The sequence below is a fragment of the Bradyrhizobium sp. MI1.10 genome, from assembly GCF_055811035.1.
On record NZ_JBVVPN010000203.1, the window covers coordinates 1 to 221 of the forward strand.

The 221-nt window shown below is 57.0% G+C and carries 1 protein-coding gene; it reads right to left on the reverse strand.

The genetic code is table 11. The features are described 5' to 3' along the window. Window positions 1–31: 31 nt before the first annotated feature. On the reverse strand, window positions 32–221 hold a 190-nt coding region (locus AC0L3K_RS40870), incomplete at its 5' end, for a hypothetical protein (protein ID WP_473285252.1).

Below are 221 nucleotides of genomic sequence, written 5' to 3' on the forward strand. Positions count from 1 at the left end.
ATGTGGCCGATCATCCGATCGACGCCCGACGCTAGACCAGGGACAGCCCCAGACGAAAAAACGGAAATGCGGTATCCAACCCGCGCATCAGAGCCTGTTCACCGACGTCTTTGAGTCCCGCCTTCTCCTCTGCACGATCCATCGGCACAAGAACTTCACGATGAGTCCTCGTGGAGATGAGAAACCGTGCGCTGTGTGCTTGACTGGGGACATCAGAATGG